This is a genomic window from Streptomyces sp. HD (genome assembly GCF_028369295.1).
Taxonomy (GTDB): Bacteria; Actinomycetota; Actinomycetes; order Streptomycetales; family Streptomycetaceae; genus Streptomyces.
Genome location: NZ_JAQMYP010000004.1, coordinates 124,045 through 139,399, shown reverse-complemented (window position 1 = coordinate 139,399; position 15,355 = coordinate 124,045). Strand labels below are relative to the sequence as shown.

The 15,355-nt window shown below is 69.5% G+C and carries 13 protein-coding genes; 11 read left to right on the top strand and 2 right to left on the bottom strand.

The features are described from left to right. Positions 1 to 75: 75 nt before the first annotated feature. On the bottom strand, positions 76 to 651 hold the full coding sequence (locus POF73_RS05470; protein ID WP_272113314.1) for an adenylosuccinate lyase: 576 nt from the start codon (positions 649 to 651) through the stop codon (positions 76 to 78). A 403-nt stretch (positions 652 to 1,054) separates the two neighbouring features. On the opposite strand from POF73_RS05470, the gene POF73_RS05465 reads away from it, so the two are divergent. The 10 genes from POF73_RS05465 to pssA all read left to right on the top strand — a co-directional run bounded on the left by POF73_RS05465 (position 1,055) and on the right by pssA (position 12,782). Next, positions 1,055 to 2,860: a 3-hydroxyacyl-CoA dehydrogenase family protein gene (locus POF73_RS05465; RefSeq protein WP_272113313.1), complete on the top strand. Its 1,806-nt coding sequence runs from the start codon at positions 1,055 to 1,057 to the stop codon at positions 2,858 to 2,860. 136 nt (positions 2,861 to 2,996) lie between these two features. Further along, the gene (locus POF73_RS05460) at positions 2,997 to 3,809 is read left to right on the top strand and encodes a TetR family transcriptional regulator (RefSeq protein WP_272113312.1); all 813 of its coding nucleotides are present in this window, start codon (positions 2,997 to 2,999) and stop codon (positions 3,807 to 3,809) included. Between the two features lie 176 nt (positions 3,810 to 3,985). Then, the gene (locus POF73_RS05455; RefSeq protein WP_272113310.1) at positions 3,986 to 4,204 is read left to right on the top strand and encodes a hypothetical protein; all 219 of its coding nucleotides are present in this window, start codon (positions 3,986 to 3,988) and stop codon (positions 4,202 to 4,204) included. Positions 4,205 to 5,007: 803 nt separating this feature from the next. Then, the gene (gene ccrA / locus POF73_RS05450) at positions 5,008 to 6,351 is read left to right on the top strand and encodes a crotonyl-CoA carboxylase/reductase (RefSeq protein ID WP_272113309.1); all 1,344 of its coding nucleotides are present in this window, start codon (positions 5,008 to 5,010) and stop codon (positions 6,349 to 6,351) included. A gap of 31 nt (positions 6,352 to 6,382) precedes the next feature. Continuing rightward, a complete protein-coding gene (locus POF73_RS05445; RefSeq protein ID WP_272113308.1) occupies positions 6,383 to 8,431 on the top strand; it encodes a protein meaA in 2,049 nt (682 codons plus the stop codon). Next, positions 8,428 to 9,387, top strand: a complete 960-nt coding sequence (locus tag POF73_RS05440) for an HpcH/HpaI aldolase/citrate lyase family protein (RefSeq protein WP_062716550.1) — start codon at positions 8,428 to 8,430, stop codon at positions 9,385 to 9,387. Before POF73_RS05445 ends, POF73_RS05440 begins: the two co-directional genes overlap by 4 nt. Before the next feature lie 5 nt (positions 9,388 to 9,392). Then, entirely contained in the window at positions 9,393 to 9,905 is a 513-nt protein-coding gene (locus tag POF73_RS05435; protein WP_093905754.1) for a MaoC family dehydratase, read from the top strand. Positions 9,906 to 9,908: 3 nt separating this feature from the next. Further along, positions 9,909 to 11,114: an acyl-CoA dehydrogenase family protein gene (locus POF73_RS05430; protein WP_031475707.1), complete on the top strand. Its 1,206-nt coding sequence runs from the start codon at positions 9,909 to 9,911 to the stop codon at positions 11,112 to 11,114. Between the two features lie 170 nt (positions 11,115 to 11,284). Beyond that, entirely contained in the window at positions 11,285 to 11,944 is a 660-nt protein-coding gene (locus POF73_RS05425) for a phosphatidylserine decarboxylase (RefSeq protein ID WP_272113307.1), read from the top strand. A 58-nt stretch (positions 11,945 to 12,002) separates the two neighbouring features. After that, the gene (gene pssA, locus POF73_RS05420) at positions 12,003 to 12,782 is read left to right on the top strand and encodes a CDP-diacylglycerol--serine O-phosphatidyltransferase (RefSeq protein ID WP_272113481.1); all 780 of its coding nucleotides are present in this window, start codon (positions 12,003 to 12,005) and stop codon (positions 12,780 to 12,782) included. 68 nt (positions 12,783 to 12,850) lie between these two features. Here pssA and POF73_RS05415 read toward each other — a convergent pair whose 3' ends face one another. Continuing rightward, complete coding sequence (locus tag POF73_RS05415; protein ID WP_272113480.1) at positions 12,851 to 13,969, bottom strand: glycerate kinase; 1,119 nt, start codon at positions 13,967 to 13,969, stop codon at positions 12,851 to 12,853. Between the two features lie 213 nt (positions 13,970 to 14,182). Here POF73_RS05415 and POF73_RS05410 point away from each other — a divergent pair, with 213 nt between their 5' ends. Then, a complete protein-coding gene (locus tag POF73_RS05410; protein WP_272113305.1) occupies positions 14,183 to 15,256 on the top strand; it encodes an ADP-ribosylglycohydrolase family protein in 1,074 nt (357 codons plus the stop codon). Positions 15,257 to 15,355 lie beyond the last annotated feature (99 nt).

Here is a 15,355-nt window from a genome sequence, read left to right as displayed (position 1 = left end):
CGGCCGACGCCGCGGTGGTGAACCCGGTCGCAGCGATGGACGGTGAGGTCGCCGGCGGGGCCTGCCTCCGGCCGCTCACCGCTGCTTCGGGATCCGCGCCAGTGCCCGTACCGCTGCCTCCGCGAGCATCGGGTGGGCCAGGGCCTCGTTCAGGACGCGTCGGGCCCGGGGGTCGCCCAGGGTGCCGAGGCCGTCCACGCAGGCGAGGGCCACTCGGCGGTAGGGGTCGTGGGGGCGCAGGCGTCGTTCCAGGGTGGTGATCAGAGCCGGCACGGCCTCGGGGGCACGCAGCTCGACCAGGAGGCGGACCGGGTGCAGGGCGTAGGCGACGCGAAGCTCGTTGGTGGCGAGGGCGGCGGCCGCGCGGGCCGTGCGCGGGTCGCCGAGGCGGGCCAGGGCGTGGGCGGCGGAGGCGCAGCGTGGCGGGTCGCGGTGGTTCAGGAGCAGGACGAGGGACTCGAAGGCCCGGCGGTCCCCGGCCAGGCCCAGACGGAACGCGGCCAGCTCCCTGGCCCACAGAGGCTGCCCGGGCGCGGTGAGCACGCCGGCCAGTTCATCGGGGTCCTCAGTCGCGACGAGCCCGTCGTACGCGGCCGACGCCCCGGACTCCTGCCGTAAGCGCTCCGTGAGTGATCGCAACTCTTCGTCCATGAAGGCGAAGCGTAGAGGGTCCGTCGGCGATCGGGACCTACATCACAAACTCGGGGACTAGCGCGCTCGTTACCCACTGGTTAAGCTCATACGAGCGAGTTACCCACTCGCGAACCCCTTGCGGCGGCCTGGTGACGCAGCCGCCGCGAGAAGCAGTCGGTTCGGTACATCGAGTACCGCAAGTACGACTCGGCCACGGGACAGGGCCGGTCGGTCATCACCGCTCCTCGGACGTGTGCACGTCCGCAGCGACGGCACCGGGCGTGTGCGCTCGCAGCCCGGCAACACCCGCATTTTTCCATCGCACCCGGTGCGCTCATGGTTCGGCTTCGACTCCGGTCGGGCCCCCTTCGGCGCACCCGGGCGCGTTCCCAGTCGTCACCCTCATTCCTGGAGTCCCGCGATGGCCACTCCCCTGTCCGACACCCCTCTGTCCCCGCTCAAGACCGTTGCCGTCGTCGGCCTCGGCACGATGGGCACCGGCATCGCCGAGGTCCTGGCCAAGGCCGGTCGCGAGGTCATCGGCATCGACATCAGCGAGGCCGCGGCCGCCCGCTCCGTCGCCGCCCTGGAGACCTCGACCGCCCGCTCCGTGGCGCGCGGCCGGCTGACCGAGGAGGAGCGCACGGAGACCCTCGCCCGCGTCCGTACCTCGACCGACCTGGCTGCCGCGGCCGACGCGGACCTGGTCATCGAGGTGGCGCCGGAGTCGTACGAGATCAAGCACCAGATCTTCCGTGAGCTGGACGGGATCGTGCGCCCCGACACCATCCTGGCGACCGGCACCAACGCCCTCTCCGTCACGCGGCTGGCCGCCGACTCGGCCCGCCCCGAGCGGGTGCTCGGACTGCACTTCTTCAACCCGGCGCCGGCGATGCGGCTGGTCGAGGTCGTCTCCTCGGTGCTGACCGCCCCGGCGGCCGTCTCCGCGGTCACCAACCTCGCCCTGGACCTCGGCAAGGAGCCCGTCGCGGTCGGCGACCGCCCCGGCTTCGTCGCCGACGGGCTGCTGTTCGGCTACCTCAACCAGGCGGCCGCGATGTACGAGGCGAAGTACGCCTCCCGCGAGGACATCGACGCCGCGATGCGGCTGGGCTGCGGACTGCCGATGGGCCCGCTGGCGCTGCTCGACCTGATCGGCATCGACACCGCCCGCACGGTCCTGGACGCCATGTACGCCGAGTCCCGCGACCGGCTGCACGCCCCCGCCCCGATCCTCAAGCAGCTCAGCGAGGCCGGCCTGACGGGCCGTAAGTCGGGCCGTGGCTTCTACACCTACGAGGCGCCGGGCAGCGCCACGGTCGTGCGGGACGCGCTGACGCCGCTGGACGGCGCCGCCCTCACCCCCGGCCGTACGGTCCGCTCCGTCGGTGTCGCGGGCTCCGGCACGATGGCGTCCGGCATCGTCGAGGTCTTCGCCAAGGCCGGGTACGAGGTCGTGCTCGCCGCGCGCAGCGAGGAGAAGGCGCAGGCCGCGAAGGCCCGTATCGGCAAGTCTCTTTCCCGCTCTGTCGACAAGGGGCGAATGACCGCCGAGGCCGCCGCGCAGACCCTGGACCGGATCACCGCGGCGGGTTCGTACGACGCGTTCGCCGACGTCGATCTGGCCGTCGAGGCCGTCGCCGAGGACCTGGAGGTCAAGCAGCAGCTGTTCGCGACGCTGGACAAGGTCTGCAAGCCGGGCGCGGTCCTGGCCACCACGACCTCCTCGCTGCCCGTCGTCGCCTGTGCCCGCGCCACCTCGCGTCCGCAGGACGTGATCGGCATGCACTTCTTCAACCCGGCGCCGGCGATGAAGCTGGTCGAGGTCGTCCGTACGGTGCTCACGGCCGACGACGTCCACTCCACGGTCCGCGAGGTCTGCGGCCGGATCCGGAAGCATGCCGTGGACTGCGGTGACCGTGCCGGATTCATCGTGAACGCGCTGCTGTTCCCGTACCTGAACAACGCGATCAAGATGGTCGAGGAGCACTACGCGACGCTCGACGACATCGACGCGGCGATGAAGCTGGGCGGCGGCTACCCGATGGGTCCCTTCGAACTGCTGGACGTCGTCGGACTCGATGTCTCCCTCGCCATCGAGAAGGTCCTGCACCGCGAGTTCCGCGACCCGGGCCTGGCTCCGGCGCCGCTCCTGGAGCACCTGGTGGCCGCGGGCTGCCTCGGCCGAAAGACGGGCCGTGGCTTCCGCGAATATGCCCGCCGCTGACGGCGTCGGCGACTGGTTCAGAGGCGACCGGGACTGGGGCGGACTGCTCGAACCGGCCGGAGGACCCCCGCCCGTGGAGGGCGGGGGAAACCCCGTACCTGCGCATCAAGCTGCGCACATGCAGTACGTTCGGGTCATGCCCCAGCCCGCCAGGTCCTCACGTACACCAGCTACGCCCGACGCGCCGGAGAGCGCCGCAGGCAGTCGCGCGGCCGCCCAACGGCTCAAGATGCGCCGCGAACTGGCGGCGGCGGCGATGGAGCTGTTCGCGACCAAGGGGTACGAGGCGACCACCGTCGACGAGATCGCGGCCGCGGCCGGGGTCGCCCGCCGCACGTTCTTCCGTCACTTCCGCTCCAAGGAAGAGGCGATCTTCCCGGACCACGACGACACCCTGATCCGCGCCGAGGCGGTACTGAACGCCGCACCGGCCCACGAGCACCCGCTCGACACGGTGTGCCGCGGCATCAAGGAAGTCATGCGGATGTACGCGGCCCGGCCGGAGATCTCGGTCGCCCGCTACAAGCTCACGCGCGAGGTGCCCACCCTGCGCGAGGCGGAGATCGCGTCGGTGGCCCGCTACGAGCGCCTCTTCACCCGCTATCTCCTCGGCCACTTCGACGAGCACGCGCACGACGACGACGCCAACGACGACCCGCTGCTGGCGGAGGTCGCCGCGTCCGCCGTGGTCACCGCCCACAACCACGTCCTGCGGCGCTGGCTGCGGGCGGGCGGCCAGGGCGACGTGGAGGCGCAGCTCGACCACGCCTTCGCGATCGTCCGCAGGACGTTCGGCTCGGGCATCGGGGCGGGCCGGGAGACCACACCGCGCACGGCACCCGCCTCCGTGGCCTCGGAGGGCGAGGTGCTGGTGGCGGTGGCCCGGACCGACGCGCCGCTCGACGAGGTGATGCGGACGATCGAGCAGGCTCTGAAGGAGCGGGCGTAGGGCGGGCGGGCCCAGGGGTGAACGCGCCCCGGCCGGGCCCACGCGGACTCGGGGCCGGCGGTACGCAGGGATGCTCGTAGCGGATCCCTCCGTGGGAACCATTGCGTCGGCTCATCCGTCCTCCATGTCGAAGGTTGATCTTCAGTCTTGGTAGTGCGCGACGGAAGTGAGTTGCCATGCAGGGGAACGACTCGACCAAGCTCGAAGCCACCCTGGCCGACGGGCGGCGCATGACCCTGTCCCTCCCGGCGACGGACGCCAAGTGGGCCGCGGACGGCATCCAGGGCCTGCGCGCCGTCCCGCCCACCCACACCGGCCGCGGCGAGGAGCCCCCCGCCCTCCCCGAGGAGCCGGCGATCCCCCTCCAGGTGGCCCTGCTGGGCCTCGGCGCCTAGGGCCTGAGCCCCGGACAGGTCACCAGCCGTCCCGTCGCCGGGGCCAGCATGTTGTGGCCGGTGGCCGGCCGGACTCCGGGGCGACCCGGCCGGGGGCCGATCAGGGGCAACCCGTCCCGGGTCATCGGGCGCGGCCCCATCCACTCCTGCTCCCGCCGATCCCGGTCGGCCCCGGGCAGACAGGCCGCACGGCCGCCACCAGCGCCTCCATCCGGCGCTGCCGGAAGCGGCCCGGGTCCCTGTCGAACTCCCTCGTCCCGGCGATCCGCGCCCCCTTGCCCCGCGGCGCCGGCACCGCCTTCGCCGAGCCCAGGCGCACCAGCGGCCTCGGCGGCGCACACCTTCCTCGCCCTGGGCTCAGGGCGGCTTCCAGTTCGTCCAGATGACCGGCCAGACGACCGGACAGACGACCGGACAGACGACCGGCTGGCGACGACCGATAGCACCCGATTAGTACCTACTCACGGGTAGCTTTGATCGATCATCGCTCATTTGTTACGTAAAGATTTCATCTGAGGTCAACTTCTGGCACCCAGTGCCTTGCCACGTGACACGCGGTGCCATACGTTGAAGGTGTCCGGGCGGCCGGCGTGCAGAGACCTTTCGTACGTCGGCTGTCCCCGCAAGTCCCTCCCGGGACCTGCGCGCCCGGCGCCTGCGTCACAGGCAACCTCCCGCGCCACAAAGCGCTGCCGAACAGCATCACCAGCCGAACCGACGGCAACCACCAAAACCCTCAGCAGCACCGACGTAACCCTCAGCGTCCCTCCCCTCAAGGGGCGCAGACCGCCGGAGGCAACACCGTGACCACTCAGGCCATTCTGGACGCGATCCAGTCGCCGGAATCGACGCCGGCCGACTTCGCCGCACTTCCGCTCCCCGAGTCGTACCGCGCGATCACCGTGCACAAGGACGAGACGGAGATGTTCGCGGGCATGACGACCCGCGAGAAGGACCCGCGCAAGTCGATCCACCTGGACGAGGTTCCCCTGCCCGAGCTCGGCCCGGGCGAGGCCCTGGTGGCCGTCATGGCTTCCTCGGTCAACTACAACTCGGTGTGGACCTCGATCTTCGAGCCCCTGTCCACCTTCGGGTTCCTGGAGCGCTACGGCCGCACCAGCGAGTTGGCCAAGCGCCACGACCTGCCCTACCACATCATCGGCTCCGACCTCGCAGGTGTCGTCCTGCGCACCGGCCCGGGCGTCAACGCCTGGCAGCCCGGTGACGAGGTCGTCGCGCACTGTCTGTCCGTCGAGCTGGAGTCCAGCGACGGCCACAACGACACGATGCTCGACCCCGAGCAGCGCATCTGGGGCTTCGAGACGAACTTCGGCGGCCTCGCCGAGATCGCGCTGGTCAAGTCCAACCAGCTGATGCCCAAGCCGGGCCACCTCAGCTGGGAGGAGGCCGCCGCCCCGGGGCTGGTCAACTCCACCGCCTACCGACAGCTGGTCTCCCGCAACGGCGCCGGCATGAAGCAGGGCGACAACGTCCTGATCTGGGGCGCGAGCGGCGGACTCGGCTCGTACGCCACGCAGTTCGCGCTGGCCGGTGGCGCCAACCCGATCTGTGTCGTCTCCAGCGACCAGAAGGCGGACATCTGCCGCTCGATGGGTGCCGACGCGATCATCGACCGCAACGCCGAGGGCTACAAGTTCTGGAAGGACGAGAACACCCAGGACCCGAAGGAGTGGAAGCGCTTCGGCAAGCGCATCCGCGAACTCACCGGCGGCGAGGACATCGACATCGTCTTCGAGCACCCCGGCCGCGAGACCTTCGGCGCCAGCGTCTTCGTCACCCGCAAGGGCGGCACCATCACCACCTGCGCCTCGACCTCGGGCTACATGCACGAGTACGACAACCGCTACCTGTGGATGTCGCTGAAGCGGATCATCGGCTCGCACTTCGCCAACTACCGCGAGGCCTGGGAGGCCAACCGCCTCATCGCGAAGGGCAAGATCCACCCGACCCTGTCGAAGGTGTACTCCCTGGAGGACACCGGCCAGGCCGCGTTCGACGTGCACCGCAACCTCCACCAGGGCAAGGTCGGCGTCCTGTGCCTCGCCCCCGAGGAAGGTCTCGGCGTGCGCGACGAGGAGATGCGCGCCAAGCACATCGACGGCATCAACCGCTTCCGCAACATCTGATCCGCGACATCTGAGACACCCGAGGTCATAGATGACTGAGCGTCAGCCCGCCGAAGGCGCGCGAGAGAAGGACCGGCCGTGGCTCATGCGCACGTACGCCGGTCACTCCACGGCCGAGGCGTCCAACGAGCTGTACCGGCGCAACCTCGCCAAGGGCCAGACCGGCCTGTCGGTCGCGTTCGATCTTCCGACGCAGACCGGCTACGACTCCGACCACATCCTCGCCCGCGGCGAGGTCGGCCGGGTCGGCGTGCCGGTCGCCCATCTCGGTGACATGCGCCGGCTGTTCCAGGACATCCCCCTGGAGCAGATGAACACCTCGATGACGATCAACGCCACTGCCATGTGGCTGCTGGCGCTCTACCAGGTCGTCGCCGAGGAGCAGGGCGCCGACATCACCAAGCTCCAGGGCACGACCCAGAACGACATCGTCAAGGAGTACCTGTCGCGGGGGACCCATGTCTTCCCGCCGGGGCCCTCACTCCGGCTGACGACGGACATGATCGCGTACACGGTCTCCCACATCCCGAAGTGGAACCCGATCAACATCTGCAGCTACCACCTGCAGGAGGCGGGCGCCACGCCGGTCCAGGAGATCGCGTACGCGATGTCCACCGCGATAGCGGTTCTCGATGCCGTACGCGATTCAGGGCAGGTCCCCGCCGAGAAGTTCGGGGACGTCGTGGCCCGTATCTCCTTCTTCGTGAACGCGGGCGTCCGCTTCATCGAGGAGATGTGCAAGATGCGGGCGTTCGGGCGGATCTGGGACCAGGTCACGCGCGAGCGCTACGGCATCGAGAACCCCAAGCAGCGCCGCTTCCGGTACGGAGTCCAGGTCAACTCCCTCGGTCTGACCGAGGCGCAGCCGGAGAACAACGTTCAGCGGATCGTCCTCGAAATGCTGGCCGTGACCCTCTCGAAGGACGCACGCGCGCGTGCCGTGCAGCTGCCCGCCTGGAACGAGGCCCTCGGCCTGCCCCGGCCCTGGGACCAGCAGTGGTCGCTGCGCATCCAGCAGGTGCTCGCCCATGAGAGCGACCTGCTGGAGTACGAGGACATCTTCGAGGGCTCGCACGTCATCGAGGCGAAGGTGACCAAGCTCGTCGAGGAGTCCCTCGCGGAGATCGAGCGGATCCAGGAGATGGGCGGCGCGATGGCCGCCGTCGAGTCCGGCTACCTCAAGTCGCAGCTCGTCTCCTCGCACGCCGAACGGCGCGCCCGTATCGAGTCCGGCCGCGAGAAGATCATCGGCGTCAACATCTTCGAGACGACCGAGCCGAACCCGCTGACGGCGGATCTCGACACGGCCATCCAGACGGTCGACCCGGCCGTCGAGGCCCGTGTCATCGCCGGCCTCCAGCACTGGCGCGACACCCGCTACCAGCCGCCCTTCAACCACCCGCGCCCGTGCAAGGCGCTGGAGCGGCTGAAGGAGGCCGCCAAGGGCACCGCCAACCTCATGGAGGCCACCCTGGAGTGCGCCCGCGCCGGTGTCACGACCGGCGAGTGGGCCGGGGCCCTGCGCGAGGTGTTCGGCGAGTTCCGGGCACCGACCGGGGTGTCGTCGGCGCCGGTGGCGATCCCCGCGGAGGAGGGCTCGGCCCTGTCGCAGGTCCGCCGCAAGGTCGACCTGACCGCCCAGGACATGGGCGTCGGCAAGCTGCGCTTCCTGGTCGGCAAGCCCGGCCTGGACGGGCACTCCAACGGCGCCGAGCAGATCGCCGTGCGGGCCCGTGACGCCGGGTTCGAGGTGGTCTACCAGGGCATCCGGCTCACCCCGGAGCAGATCGTGGACGCGGCCCTCGCCGAGGACGTGCACGCGGTCGGCCTGTCGATCCTCTCCGGATCGCACGCCCAGCTGGTGCCGGACGTGCTGGAACGACTCCGTGTGGCCGGTGCCACAGATATACCGGTGATCGCCGGTGGCATCATCCCGAATGGTGACGCCGAGCAGCTCAGGGCCGCCGGTGTGGCCGCCGTCTTCACCCCGAAGGACTTCGACATCACCGGAATCATCGGCCGCATCGTCGACGAGATCCGGAAAGCGAACAAGCTCGACCCCCTGGAGGTCCCCGCATGACCGTCAACCGTCTCCGCCCGCGGCGCTCCTGCCTGGCAGTGCCGGGCTCGAACCCCCGCTTCCTGGAGAAGGCTCAGGGCCTCCCTGCGGACCAGGTCTTCCTCGACCTGGAGGACGCGTGCGCGCCGCTCGCCAAGCCCGAGGCGCGGCACACCATCGTCAAGTTCCTCAATGAGGGCGACTGGACCGGCAAGACGAGGGTCGTGCGCGTCAACGACTGGACGACCGAGTGGACGTACCGCGACGTCGTCACGGTCGTCGAGGGTGCCGGCCAGAACCTCGACTGCATCATGCTGCCCAAGGTGCAGACGGCCCAGCAGGTCGTCGCCCTCGACCTCCTGCTGACCCAGATCGAGAAGACGATGGGCTTCGAGGTCGGCAAGATCGGCATCGAGGCGCAGATCGAGAACGCGCAGGGCCTGAACAACGTCAACGAGATCGCGACGGCGTCCCAGCGCGTCGAGACGATCATCTTCGGCCCGGCCGACTTCATGGCGTCGATCAACATGAAGTCGCTGGTCGTGGGCGAGCAGCCGCCCGGCTACCCGGCGGACGCCTACCACTACATCCTGATGAAGATCCTGATGGCCGCCCGCGCCAACAACCTCCAGGCGATCGACGGCCCCTACCTGCAGATCCGCAACATCGACGGCTACCGCGAGGTCGCCCAGCGCGCCGCCGCCCTCGGCTTCGACGGCAAGTGGGTGCTGCACCCGGGTCAGGTCGAGGCGTCCAACGAGATCTTCTCGCCCTCGCAGGAGGACTACGACCACGCCGAGCTGATCCTGGACGCGTACGACTACTACACGTCCGAGGCGGGCGGCAAGAAGGGCTCCGCGATGCTCGGCGACGAGATGATCGACGAGGCCAGCCGCAAGATGGCCCTGGTCATCTCCGGCAAGGGCCGTGCCGCCGGCATGCAGCGCACCAGCAAGTTCGAGATCCCGGAGGCCTGAGCGCGATGCAGTTCGGACGCACCTACGAGGAGTTCGAGGTCGGGGCGACGTACAAGCACTGGCCGGGCAAGACGGTCACGGAGTACGACGACCACCTGTTCTGTCTCCTCACCATGAACCATCACCCGCTCCACATGGACACGAACTATGCGGAGAAGACGACGGACTTCGGCAAGAACGTCGTCGTCGGGAACTACATCTACTCGCTGCTGCTCGGCATGAGCGTGCCGGACATCTCCGGCAAGGCCATCGCCAACCTGGAGATCGAGTCGCTCAAGCACGTGGCGCCGACCTTCCACGGCGACACGATCTACGGCCAGACGACCGTGCTCGACAAGTGGCCGTCGAAGTCGAAGAACGACCGCGGCATCGTCTACGTCGAGACCAAGGGCTACAAGCAGGACGGCACGCTGGTCTGTGTGTTCCGCCGCAAGGTCATGGTCCCCACCGAGACCTACATCAAGGAGCGCGGCGGCGAGCAGCCCGGCCGCCCCGAGCTCAAGTCGCAGGAGAAGTAAGCCATGGCCCGTCTCGCCCAGACCGCCGGTCTGACCGACATCCAGCAGGAGATCCTCTCCACCGTCCGCGACTTCGTGGACAAGGAGATCATCCCGGTCGCGACCGAGCTGGAGCACCGCGACGAGTACCCGCAGCAGATCGTCGACGGCCTTAAGGAGTTGGGCCTGTTCGGCCTGATGATCCCCGAGGAGTACGGCGGTCTGGGCGAGTCGCTCCTGACATACGCCCTGTGCGTCGAGGAGATCGCCCGCGGCTGGATGTCGGTCTCCGGCATCATCAACACGCATTTCATCGTGGCGTACATGCTCAAGCAGCACGGCACGCAGGAGCAGAAGGACCACTTCCTCCCCCGCATGGCGGCCGGCGACATCCGCGGCGCCTTCTCGATGTCGGAGCCGGGCCTGGGCTCCGATGTGTCGGCCATCACCTCGAAGGCGGTGAAGGACGGCGAGGAGTACGTCCTGAACGGCCAGAAGATGTGGCTGACGAACGGCGGAACGTCAAGCTTGGTCGCCGTTCTCGTCCGAAGTGACGAAGGACACCCCGAGGGCACGGCGCCCCACAAGTCGATGACGACCTTCCTCGTCGAGAAGGAGCCCGGCTTCGGAGAGGTCCGCCCCGGCCTCACCATCCCCGGCAAGATCGACAAGATGGGCTACAAGGGCGTCGACACGACCGAGCTCATCATGGACGGCCTGCGCATTCCGGCCAATCGGGTACTCGGCGGCGTCACCGGTCGCGGTTTTTACCAAATGATGGACGGCGTTGAGGTCGGGCGTGTAAACGTGGCGGCGCGTGGTTGCGGTGTCGCTCAGCGTGCGTTCGAGCTCGGTGTCCAGTACGCCCAACAGCGTCACACCTTCGGCAAGCCGATCGCCCAGCACCAGGCGATCCAGTTCAAGCTGGCCGAGATGGCTACCAAGGTCGAGGCCGCGCATGCCATGATGGTGAACGCGGCACGCAAAAAGGACTCCGGAGAACGAAACGACCTCGAAGCAGGGATGGCGAAGTACCTCGCCTCCGAATACTGCAAGGAGGTCGTGGAGGATGCCTTCCGGATCCACGGCGGCTACGGCTTCTCCAAGGAGTACGAGATCGAGCGCCTCTACCGTGAGGCTCCGATGCTGCTGATCGGTGAAGGTACCGCCGAGATCCAGAAAATGATCATCGGTCGCAGGTTGCTCGAAGAGTATCGATTCCAGGGCTGATTGTCCGAATACGGGGTGTTTTCTTGGAGAAGAAGATCACACCCCGTCAACACTCTTCAGCAGCCGACTCGGCTTCCTGGCTTGCCCAGTTGTGGCCCGCGACCGGTACGATCCCGGGAAAGCCGCCGTCCCCTGATACCGCGCGGCATCATCCGCTACGAAGGTCATCCATGCCCCACAGCCAAACCTCTGCACCACGCGACAGCCAGGTCGGCGGCGTACGCCTCGCGCGCGGAGCATCGCCGTGGCTTCTCCCGACCGTCGCCACCGCAGCCGTCAGCCTGCTGCGTGCACGCCGCTCCGGCGTCGCCAAGGCTGTCGCTGTGCCCGCCACCGCTCTCGCGGCGGGCATGCTGTGGTTCTTCCGCGACCCCGAGCGCGAGATCGCCCCGGGCCGGGTCATCTCGCCCGCCGACGGTGTGGTGCAGAGCATCATGCCGTGGAAGGACGGCCGTACCCGCGTCGCGATCTTCATGAGCCCGCTGAACGTCCATGTCAACCGCGCGCCGCTCTCCGGCACGGTGACCTCCGTGGAGCACATCCCGGGTGGGTTCGTTCCGGCCTTCAACAAGGAGAGCGAGAACAACGAGCGCGTAGTCTGGCACTTCGACACCGAACTCGGCGACATCGAGATGGTCCAGATCGCCGGCGCGGTGGCTCGTCGTATCGTCCCCTACATCCCGCAGGGCACGAAGGTCGAGCAGGGCGACCGTATCGGTCTGATCCGCTTCGGCTCGCGTGTCGACATCTACCTGCCCGAGGGCGTGGAGGTCGCGGTCGAGGTCGGGCAGAAGACCGTGGCTGGAGTGACTCGCATTGACCGTGATTGATCCTGAGACCCAGCCGGGCTGGGTACCCGAGGCCGACGAGGTCGACGAAGAGGAGGAGATGCCTCTTTCTCTTCGTCTGTCGATAGCGGACACCCTCACTCTCGGTAACGCCACGTGCGGCTTCATGGCGGTGTACTTCACCACCACCGGCATCCTGATCCCGCACCTCTCGGGCGACGATTCGGGCATGGCCCGCAACAGCGCGGCCACGGCAGTGATACTGATGCTGTGCGCGGCTGTCTTCGACCTGTTCGACGGTCTCGTCGCCCGCAAGCTGCGGTCCTCGCCGATGGGTGCGGAGCTGGACAACCTCTCCGACCTGATCAGCTTCGGGCTGGCGCCCGCGTACTTCGTGCTCGTGTACGGCATGGTCGCGAGGGACGCGCATGAGCGGGTCGCGGCGGTGGGCGCGATCGTCGTGCTGTTGGCGGTGGTGCTGAGACTCGCGCGGTTCTCGTGTGTCACGGTCCCGAACGGCATGTTCCAGGGCATGCCCTCGCCGTTCGGCGCTCTGACAGTGGTCTCGATCGTGCTTCTTGAGCTGCCCTTCGTGGCGACGCTGCTGGCGATCCTGGGCACGGCCTGGCTCATGGTGAGCCGCGTCGAGTACCCGAAGCCGCGGGGCCGGCTGGCGGTGGCGATGCTCTCCTGGATCGTCATGTCGATGGGTCTGCTGGCGGCCTGGGCCTTCGACGCCCCGAGCGGTCAGCTGCTCCTGCAGACCGGCTGCGCGCTCCAGCTGGTGATGGGCGCGGTCATCCCGCTGTTCGCCACGGCCCGCCGGGTGAACAACTTCCGCGACAACCGGCGCGAGGCCCGGGCGGCGCAGCTCCCGTAATCGGCCGTACGACAACCTGAAGGGCCCCGAGCCAGTCGGCTCGGGGCCCTTCGGTGTACGTGGGCGGCTCAGCTCAGGAAGTCCCGGGCGATCTGCTCCGCCACCCGCTCCAGGATCGGCCCGGCGTCCGCGATGCACTTCGCCACGTCCGGCTCGACCTCCGTCAGTGGATACGCCCGCCGGATCCCGGCCCGGCCCAGCGCCTCCGGTGACAGCGCGAGGCGGCCGCACACCGCGACGACCTCCTTGTCGGCCGCGCGGGCCGCCGCGGCGACGCCCGCCGGGGCCTTGCCGTGCAGGGTCTGCTCGTCCAGGGAGCCCTCGCCGGTGATGACCAGATCGGCCCGCTCCAGTGCCGGGCCGAAGCCGAGCACGTCGAGCATGACCTCGATGCCGGGGCGGAAGCGGGCGCCGAGGAGGAGGGCGCCGTAGCCGATGCCACCCGCCGCGCCCGCGCCCGGTGCGGCGGCGTGCTCGGCGGCCCTTGGGCCGAAGGACTCCTCCAGCACCTTCGCGAAGTGCGCGAGGGCCGCGTCCAAGGTCCGGACGTCCTCCGGGGAGGCGCCCTTCTGCGGGCCGTAGATCGCCGGCGCGCCCTTGGGGCCGGTCAGCGGGTTGTCCACGTCGCTGGCGAGCACGAGGTCGACGGAGGCCAGCCTCGGGTCCAGGGCGGACAGGTCGGCCGTGGCCAGGGCCTCCAGGCCCCCGCCGCCGGGTGCGACCGGCTCCCCGTCCTTGTCGAGGAAGTGTGCACCCAGGGCGGTCAGCATGCCGGCGCCGCCGTCGGTGGTGGCGCTGCCGCCGACGCCGAAGACGATCGTGCGGGCGCCCGCGTCCAGCGCGGCACGCAGCAGCTCGCCGGAGCCGTAGGTGGATGCCGTGAGCGGCGCGAAGACCCCCGCGGGCAGTCGCTGCAGGCCGCTCGCCTCGGCCATCTCCACGACCGCAGTGTCGCCGCGCAGCGCGAACGCCGCCGTCACCTCGTCCCCGAGGGGCCCGGCGACCCGGACCTCCCGCCGCTCGAAACCGGCCGCGACCGCCGCGTCCACGGTGCCGTCGCCGCCGTCGGCCACGGGCATGGCCTCGACCTGGAGATCCGGCACGATCCGGCGCAGACCGGCTGTCACCCGCTCGGCGACCTGCACGGCCGTCAGCGACCCCTTGAACTTGTCCGCGGCGATGAGCACGCGCTGTGTCACCTGTTTTCCCCTTGCTCTCCGGGCCTCGCGCACGTCAAGGCCAGTCGCGCCGCTGCGACCTTAACCGGAGGAGGCCCATGACGTCATGCACTGCCCGGACCCTGAGAAGACGGTGGGAACAACGTACGAGCGGCCTGGGGAACCCCTGTGCGAGCTGCCGAACCCCGCGCGGCCGCGGCCGGAATTGGGTAAACCGGTCCTATGACCCCTGTGGGCACTGAGCCAGAGCTCGCCGACCGCATCCTCGGGGGCTGGCTGGGCCGGATCGCGGGCAACATGCTCGGCAAACCGGTCGAGCAGGGCGACCTGTGGACGCGGGACCGGATCGACCAGTATCTGCGGCAGGCCGCCGCCCTGCCCCTTACCGACTATCTCCCCGAGCCGCCGAGCGAGGACGACGGCTTCGAGCTGCGCCCCGAGTGGCGGCAGTGCGTACGTGGCCGTATCCACGGCAGCTGCCGCGACGACGACGTGGACTACGCGATCCTCGGCCTGGACCTCCTCGAAACCCACGGCTTCGGTTTCAGCACCGAGCAGGTCGGGGACCTGTGGCTGCTGCGGCTGCCGTATCTGCAGACCTTCACGGCGGAGCGGGCCGCCTACCGCAACCTGGCGAACGGGCTGAAGCCGCCGCTCACCGCGACGTACGACAATCCGTACCAGGAGTGGATCGGCGCCCTCATCCGGGCCGACATCTACGGCTGGACCTGCCCGGGCGTGCCGCGCCGGGCCGCCGCGCTCGCCCGCCGGGACGCGGTGCTGTCGCACACCGGCAACGGTGTGTACGGCGCGATGTGGGCCGCGGCGCTGATCGCGGCGGCGTTCACCGCGCCCACGGTCCGCCGGGCCGTCGACCAGGCCCTCACCGTCATCCCGGCGAGCAGCCGCCTCGCCCGCACCGTACGCCGGGTCGTCTCGCTCCATGACACCCGGATGACCTGGGAGGACACGCTCACCACGGTCGCCGAGGAGACCGCCGGGCTCGGCTGGATCCACACCATCCCGAACGCGGCCGTGCTCACCGCCGGGCTGCTCTACGGCGACGGCGACTTCACCCGCACCATCACCCTCACCGTGCGCGGCGGTCTGGACACCGACTCCAACGGGGCGACCGCCGGGTCGGTGGCCGGTGTGCTGACGGGGGCGGGGGCGATCCCGGACCAGTGGAGCGAGCCGCTGGAGGACACGGTGCGCAGTGCCGTGTTCGGGTTCGACGGGGTGCGGATCAGCGAGCTGGCGGAGCGGACGGTGCGGCTGGCGGAGGCAGAGGCCTGAGCGGTGGCCCGGACGGCGGGCCGGACGCCGGGCCGGCCGGTGTCGCCGGCGTAGGTCCGAACCGCATCGGAGGTGTGGGTCCGATCCGCGTCGGCGGTG

Excerpts from the sequence above, each read along its gene's own strand:
- POF73_RS05430 (WP_031475707.1), top strand. The coding sequence starts at position 9,909 with ATGGCCCGTCTCGCCCAGACCGCCGGTCTGACCGACATCCAGCAGGAG.
- POF73_RS05410 (WP_272113305.1), top strand. The coding sequence starts at position 14,183 with ATGACCCCTGTGGGCACTGAGCCAGAGCTCGCCGACCGCATCCTCGGG.
- POF73_RS05465 (WP_272113313.1), top strand. The coding sequence starts at position 1,055 with ATGGCCACTCCCCTGTCCGACACCCCTCTGTCCCCGCTCAAGACCGTT.
- POF73_RS05470 (WP_272113314.1), bottom strand. The coding sequence starts at position 651 with ATGGACGAAGAGTTGCGATCACTCACGGAGCGCTTACGGCAGGAGTCC.
- POF73_RS05460 (WP_272113312.1), top strand. The coding sequence starts at position 2,997 with ATGCCCCAGCCCGCCAGGTCCTCACGTACACCAGCTACGCCCGACGCG.
- POF73_RS05440 (WP_062716550.1), top strand. The coding sequence starts at position 8,428 with ATGACCGTCAACCGTCTCCGCCCGCGGCGCTCCTGCCTGGCAGTGCCG.
- POF73_RS05435 (WP_093905754.1), top strand. The coding sequence starts at position 9,393 with ATGCAGTTCGGACGCACCTACGAGGAGTTCGAGGTCGGGGCGACGTAC.
- POF73_RS05425 (WP_272113307.1), top strand. The coding sequence starts at position 11,285 with ATGCCCCACAGCCAAACCTCTGCACCACGCGACAGCCAGGTCGGCGGC.
- POF73_RS05445 (WP_272113308.1), top strand. The coding sequence starts at position 6,383 with ATGACTGAGCGTCAGCCCGCCGAAGGCGCGCGAGAGAAGGACCGGCCG.
- pssA (WP_272113481.1), top strand. The coding sequence starts at position 12,003 with ATGCCTCTTTCTCTTCGTCTGTCGATAGCGGACACCCTCACTCTCGGT.
- POF73_RS05455 (WP_272113310.1), top strand. The coding sequence starts at position 3,986 with ATGCAGGGGAACGACTCGACCAAGCTCGAAGCCACCCTGGCCGACGGG.